The sequence below is a fragment of the Stenotrophomonas sp. P5_B8 genome (genome assembly GCF_054049855.1).
In genome coordinates, this window is record NZ_JBFULO010000279.1 from 1 (window position 1) to 5,036 (window position 5,036).

Consider the following 5,036-nt stretch of genomic DNA (forward strand, 5'->3'; position numbering starts at 1 on the left):
CGGCCACGTCGACGGACAGGCGCACCGCATCGGCCAGCGGGCGGATGGCCTGACGGCGCAGCAGCACGTAGACGCTGGCACTGAGCACCAGTGCCGCACCCAGGCCCACGGCCAGGATGATCCACAGCAGCGCACGCGCCTGCGCGGTGATCAGGTCATGCGGCACGATCACGCCCAGCGCGAAGCGCTCCTGGCTGTTGCCGATGCGCAGCGGCACGTACGCCTTGACGTTACCGGCGGCGTCCACGTTGAAGTCCTGGAACGGCTTGTCCGCTGCGACCGCAGCCAGGATGCCGCGGGTGGCCGCATCGTCGCGACGCTTGCCGATTTCCTTGGCGTCCTTGGCCGCCAGCACGATGCCACCGGGGGAGATCAGCTCCACATGGCCCTCGCCCATCGGGCGCAGCGCGGCCAGGCGTTCCTGCAGCGTGGCCAAGCCGACATCGACGGTCACCGCGCCAAGGAATTCGCCCTTGTCCAGCACCGGGGTGGACAGCGTGGTCATCAGCACCGGCTTGCCGGCGATCTCATAGCGGTACGGCTCGGCCACGGTCGGCCGCTTCAGCGCGCGCGGGCGCAGGTACCAGTCGCCGTCACCGGGCACGTCGTAGCCCTTGAGCGCGTCCTCCACCGGGGTGCCGTCCTGCCAGGACCAGTAGCTCATGAAGCGGCCGCTGGCGTCGTGCGCCGGGGCATCGACGAATTCGCCGTCCTTGCCATCGAACGCCTGCGGCTCCCACAACGTGCCCAGACCCACCCACTCAGGGTGCGAGCGCAGCTGCTGCTGCAGCACCTGCGATGCCGTCGCGCGCGAGAGCGTCCCGTTGCTGTGCTGCACCACCAGGCTGTCTGCCAGCGCCTGACTGGTGGAGAACGCGGCGGCCAGTTCCGCACCGACCCGGCGCGATTCGGCATCGGCCTGGCTCTGCATGGTCTGCCGCGAGGCTTCGATCAGCGCCTGGCTGGCTTCGTGGTAGCTGATGGCCGCAGTGACGCCGAAGCAGAGCATGGCGATCAGCGCGGTACCCAGCATCAGCCGGTTGGCGATGCTGCCGGGACGCGGGGAAGTGGTGCGGGACGCGGGCATGGGGGCGGTTCCGGAAAGGGGTACGGATCAGCCGGCGCCCTTGGGCGCCAACTACGGCTTCACGCAATCCATTGCGGTCCAGGTCGGCGCGGTGCAACTCACGCCCGACCCTTGCCCCGATCTCGGATGTATCGGGGCATTGAGCTGGATAACGGCGCCCGCGCGCCGATGTTGAGGACCACTTCCTGACCCTGTTCAGTGTTGACCGGGTCGCGCCCCGTCAGGCGCTGCGCCGCCCGAGCCGTTCGACCAGGGTCTGGCTGGCGGCGTTGAGCCCACGCACCTCCACCTGCGCGCCGTGCGCGCGCAACCGCTCCACCACCCGCTCCAGCGCCGCCACCGCGCTGAGGTCCCAGAAGTGCGCGTCGGCCAGGTCGATCACCACCCGCGCCGGTACCTGCTGCAGATCGAAACTGGCCGCGAACTGCCCGGCCGAGGCGAAGAACACCTGCCCGCTGACGCGGTAGACACGGGTGCCGTCCGCCTCGACGGCATCCTCCACCTGCAGCATCCGTCCGACCTTGCGCGCGAAGAACAGTGCCGACAACAGCACCCCGGTCAGCACGCCCTTGGCCAGGTCGTGGGTGGCCACGGTCACGGCCACGGTGGCGAGCATCACCATCGACGAGCTCCTGGGGTGCTGGCGCAGTTCCTGGAACGAGCGCCAATGAAAGGTGCCGATGCTGACCATGATCATCACCGCCACCAGTGCCGCCATCGGAATCTGCCGCACCCACTCGGCGCCATACACCACCAGCAACAGCAGCAGCACCCCGGCCACCAGACACGACAGCCGGCCCCGCCCGCCGGAGGACACGTTGATCACCGACTGGCCGATCATCGCGCAGCCGCCCATGCCTCCGAACAGGCCGGCGGTGATGTTGGCCAGGCCCTGGCCGGCGCACTCGCGGTTGCGCTGGCTGGGGGTGTCGGTCATGTCCTCGACGATCTGCGCGGTCATCATCGACTCCAGCAGCCCCACCACCGCCAGCGTCGCCGACACCGGCAGCAGCAGGCGCAGGGTGTCCCAGGTCAACGGCACGTCCGGGAACAGGAACACCGGCAGGCTGTCGGGCAGCGCCCCCATGTCGCCCACCGTGCGGACATCCCAGTGCAGGCCGATGGACAGCGCGGTGAGCACCACGATCGCCACCAACGGCGAGGGCACCGCGCGGGTGACGCGTGGCAGCAGGTAGATGATGGCCAACCCGGCGGCACACACTGCCCAGACATGCCAGGAGCGCCCGACCAGCTCGGGCAGCTGTGCCAGGAAAATCAGGATCGCCAGCGCGTTGACGAAGCCGGTGATCACCGAGCGCGACACGAAGCGCATCAGCGCCCCCAGCTTCAGCGCGCCGGCGAGCAGCTGCAATCCGCCGGCCAGGATCGTCGCCGCCAGCAGGTACTGCAGGCCATGGTCCTTGACCAGATCGACCATCACCAGCGCCATCGCCCCGGTTGCCGCCGAGATCATGCCCGGGCGCCCGCCGGCGATGGCGGTCACCACCGCGATGCAGAACGAGGCGTACAGCCCCACCTTGGGGTCGACCCCGGCGATGATCGAAAACGCGATCGCTTCGGGAATCAGGGCCAGCGCGACCACCGTGCCGGACAACAGGTCACCGCGGATATTACCGAGCCATTGCTGGCGCAGCGGATAGGAAACAGACATGGAAAAAGCTCCACGCACCGGCGATGCGCACGGCGCGTTGTGTGATGAGGACAAGGCACTCCCTGGACCCGGCCGTGGCACGGGCGCGTGGTCAACGCGGTATCAGGGTGGCGTCATCACAACAATCCAGCAGGGGGGGCGGAAGCGGCGCGCAGGATAGCGCAGCCACCTGCCCGGCTCAACGCACGGCGTGCCGTGCCCGTTGCCGAAGTGCCGGTTGACCGTCGCCGCAACGCGCGCGCACGATGGTCGTTACCTCCCGCAGCAGGTGCCTGGCATGTACGGACTGATCGGCAAGATGTTGGTGACACCCGGCCAGCGCGATGCGGTCATCGCGATCCTGCTCGACGGCACCGCCGACATGCCCGGCTGCCGCAGCTACGTAGTGGCCAGGGACCCCGGCCTTCCCGATGCAATCTGGATCACCGAAGTCTGGGACAGCCAGGAACAGCATCGTGCCTCGCTCGCGTTGCCGGCGGTGCAGGCCGCGATCGCCCAAGCCCGGCCACACATCACCGGATTTGGCGAGCGCTTCGAGACCGAACCGGTGGGCGGGCTCGGCAGCTGACCCCCGGCCGCGCGCTCAGCGCGCGAACCGCTTCGCCCCGGCAACGCAGGCCACCGCGCACAGGGTCACCAGCAGCATCGCCGCGCTGACCTGCTCGTGCAGCAGCAGCGCGGCCAGCCCCAGGCCGAAGAAGGGCTGCAGCAACTGCAGCTGACCGACCGCGGCGATACCGCCCTGTGCCAGCCCGCGGTACCAGAACATGAAGCCGACCAGCATGCTGAACACCGAAACGTACCCCAACCCCAACCAGGCCGGGTTGCCTACGTCAGCCAATGTGGACGGCCAGCGCAGCCACAACAGCGGCAGCATCAACGGCAGGGACAGCACCAGCGCCCAGCTGATCACCTGCCAGCCGCCCAGCGTGCGTGACAGGCGCGCGCCTTCGGCATAGCCCAAGCCGCACACCAGCACCGCGGCCAGCATCAGCAGGTCGCCCTGCAGCGAGGCCTGCCCGGCGCCAAGCAGCGCATAGCCCACCACCGACGCGCTGCCCAGCAGTGAGAAGCCCCAGAACGCCGGACGCAGGCGCTCGCCACCACGCAGTACGCCAAACAGCGCCGTGCTCAGCGGCAGCAGGCCCAGGAATACGATCGAGTGCGCCGATGACACATGTTGCAGCGCCAACGCGGTCAACAGCGGAAACCCCACCACCACGCCCAGTGCTACCACCAGCAACGCGGCCACGTCCGCGCGCGCGGGTCGGCGTTGCCGCAGCGCCAGCAGCATCACCAGCCCCAGCAGCGCGGCAATGCTGGCGCGTGCAGCGGTCAGGAAGGTCGGATCAAGGTCGGCGACCGCCGCGCGCGTGGCCGGCAACGAGCCGGCGAAAATCAGCACGCCGATGAATCCGTTGAGCCAGCCGCGCGTCGTGGTGTCCATGCTGAAATCCTTGAAAGTGGCGGCCAGTGGATCACGCGGCCGGCGGCATGGCCCAGACACAGTCCAGTACACTTGGACCGAACTGTTATGCCTACACACACCGTACGGAACCGCTGCGCATGCGCCTGACCCCCACCCGCATCGACGTCGTCATGGCCACCGTGCGCGACCGCATCAGCGCCCGCAGCTACGTGCCGGGCATGCGCCTGCCCTCGGTCCGTGCACAAGCCAAGGCGATGCAGGTGTCGGTCTCCACCGTGGTGGAAGCCTATGCACGCCTGACCGCCGAAGGCCTGATCAGCGCGCGGCCCGGCGCCGGCTTCCACGTGTGCGGCCCGGTGGCGCCGCTGGCGCTGGCCGGGATCGATCCGCCGCGCGACCGCCAGGTCGATCCGCTGTGGTTGGCACGGCAATCGCTGGAGCCCGATGCCAGCCTGCTCAAACCCGGCTGCGGCTGGCTGCCCGAGGACTGGATGTACGTCGAAGGCATCCGCCGCGGCCTGCGCAGCGCGGCGCGTGCACCGGCATCGGCACTGGCCGACTACGCCACGCCGCTCGGCCTGCCGCCGCTGCGCCAGCTTCTGGCGCGGCGCCTGGCCGGGCATGGGGTGGAGGTGGCGCCGGATCAGATCATGCTGACCGAGTCCGGCTCGCACGCCGTCGACCTGATCTGTCGCTTCCTGCTGCAGCCCGGCGACACGGTGCTGGTCGACGATCCCTGCTACTTCAACTTCCTTGCGCTGCTCAAGGCGCATCGCGTGCAGGTGGTGGGCATCCCCTACACCCCGACCGGACCGGATGTCGAAGCCTTCGGCGCCGCACTCCAAGCG

Annotated in this window: 5 protein-coding genes; 2 read left to right on the plus strand and 3 right to left on the minus strand. The window is 69.2% G+C overall.

The genetic code is table 11. The features are described 5' to 3' along the window. Together ACXJKH_RS14340 and ACXJKH_RS14345 are read right to left on the minus strand one after the other, a co-directional pair. A partial coding sequence (locus ACXJKH_RS14340) for a cache domain-containing protein (RefSeq protein ID WP_457320227.1) occupies positions 1–1,087 on the minus strand: 1,087 nt, incomplete at its 3' end. Positions 1,088–1,307: 220 nt separating this feature from the next. Then, positions 1,308–2,759, minus strand: a complete 1,452-nt coding sequence (locus tag ACXJKH_RS14345; RefSeq protein ID WP_457320229.1) for a SulP family inorganic anion transporter — start codon at positions 2,757–2,759, stop codon at positions 1,308–1,310. Between the two features lie 277 nt (positions 2,760–3,036). On the opposite strand from ACXJKH_RS14345, the gene ACXJKH_RS14350 reads away from it, so the two are divergent. Then, positions 3,037–3,327, plus strand: a complete 291-nt coding sequence (locus ACXJKH_RS14350) for a putative quinol monooxygenase (protein WP_457320231.1) — start codon at positions 3,037–3,039, stop codon at positions 3,325–3,327. 15 nt (positions 3,328–3,342) lie between these two features. Here the strand turns inward: ACXJKH_RS14350 and ACXJKH_RS14355 are convergent, their stop codons facing one another. Then, positions 3,343–4,206 (minus strand): DMT family transporter, encoded by an 864-nt coding sequence (locus tag ACXJKH_RS14355; protein ID WP_457320233.1) that lies wholly within the window; start codon positions 4,204–4,206, stop codon positions 3,343–3,345. Between the two features lie 119 nt (positions 4,207–4,325). Here ACXJKH_RS14355 and ACXJKH_RS14360 point away from each other — a divergent pair. Then, positions 4,326–5,036, plus strand: a 711-nt coding sequence (locus tag ACXJKH_RS14360; protein WP_457320235.1) for an aminotransferase-like domain-containing protein, incomplete at its 3' end; no start/stop codon positions are given.